The following is a 1,822-nucleotide window of genomic DNA, read 5'->3' as shown; positions in this document are numbered from 1 at the left end:
GACGTCACTAGAGAGTAAGCTTCTTTTCCGTTAGATGCTGATATTATATCTATATTTTCAAGCTTTAGAGCTCTTTTTATAACTTTACATATGGCTGCATCATCGTCTACTAATAGGACCTTGTAACTGTTCACTTCAAAAGACCTCCCCAATTTATATTTTTTTAATTTTAAGTGGTTGATGAAATATGATAATATATATGTATACAATATTCTTAAAAAAATCTGATATACAAAATATATCAGATAACTACATTATATTACATATCACCATGAATTGAAAGGAGAAGCCTTTGAAAAAAAACAAGTTGAAATTCCTGTCAATCATAGCCGTTGTTTCCATAGCTTTAATAGTCATCAGAATCAGTTATAAAAGTTATTTAAAATACCAGGATACAATAATGACACAACAGATAAAACATCTTATGACAATATCAAAATCAATAGGAAGAAGTCTGAATTTATACATGGATGAAAAGCAAAAAGGAATTAAAAACTTAGCCGCTGATATAGCACATCACATTGAATCCTCCCCGGAAGGCTCTGCCCAAGAGTACATCTTAGAAGCAATGGAAACATTTTATCTTTATCAGAATGAGGAAGTTGCAAATCTTAATTATATGGAAATAAAAAACAGATTCTTTCTTAACTATCCAAAAGAAGACTTTATTGTAACCGGGGATGATTTTTATGATGAAATAAGCTATGTCAAAGCAAGCAGAAGAACATATATAGGCTATCCTTATCACGACAGAAATGATACCCTTTCCATAAATATAGTGGAACCGGTCATAATTAAAAATAAAATTTCCGGAATAATCTTCGGAAAGATAAAACTGGAAAATATGAATGAACTTCTATTAAAACCTGTAAAAATCGGTGAATACGGATATGCTGTGGTAAAAAACAGCAGTGGTAAAATTCTGATGCACCCTTCAAAAGGACAGGTAGGAGATTTTGTTATCACATCTAGAAAGAAAAAGTACCCTGATCTCGACTACGCTGGTATTGCTAGTCTATTTAAAAAACAGACATCTCAAAAAGAGGGATTTCATGTCTATAATTCTTACTGGTGGCCTCAAGATACTTTGGAGTTAACAAAAAAAATAAACGTTTTTTCAAGAATTAATTTTTCAGATGATTTTTGGATTGTATCAGTGGTAACCTCATATGATGAAATCAATAAACCCATAAGAGACTATCTTTACAGCAGTATTTTCATCTCCACAATAATCATACTTATATCTTCATGTATCGTATTTTGGATTGTGCGGATGATAAAAAATAAAGAAGCCTATAAGATGGAAACAAATTATCTGAGAGAGATCAATAAATCCACTGAAGAGCTGAGAAAAAAAGATGCAGAGCTTCACCACAGGAGAAAGCTCGAAACCATAGGAACTCTCACAGGAGGTATCGCTCACGAATTTAATAATATTCTGACACCTATTATGGGTCATTCTGAGATACTCCTCAGAAACCTAGACCCAGATCTTGACAGTTATGAAGATGCAGAAGCAATATATAACTCTTCTAAAAGAGCTCAGGAGATCATAGACCAGATAAGAATATTCAGCGGTGATAAAAATATAAAAATAAAATATAGTATCATTCCCGTCAACAAGGTGGTGGAAGATGCCCTGAAATTTTCTGAATTTATGCTTCCCTCTAACATAAAAATTATAAAAAAAATAAAAGAAAATTGCGGTAATATCTATGCCAATGAAACACAGATCCACCAGGTTATTTTAAATCTATGCACAAATGCCTGTAATGCAATGAAGGATAAAAACCAGGGTACATTAACAATAATAATGGACAGT

1 protein-coding gene is annotated in these 1,822 nt (G+C 32.2%); it reads left to right on the top strand.

What is annotated here, in order from left to right; translation table 11 throughout:
* Window positions 1–292 precede the first annotated feature (292 nt).
* Window positions 293–1,822: histidine kinase dimerization/phospho-acceptor domain-containing protein (locus ABZA26_RS14215; RefSeq protein WP_372715148.1), on the top strand; the 1,530-nt coding region annotated here is incomplete at its 3' end.

Source organism: Ilyobacter sp. (assembly GCF_041583315.1).
GTDB lineage: Bacteria > Fusobacteriota > Fusobacteriia > Fusobacteriales > Fusobacteriaceae > Ilyobacter.
This window is presented reverse-complemented; position numbering and strand designations above follow the sequence as displayed.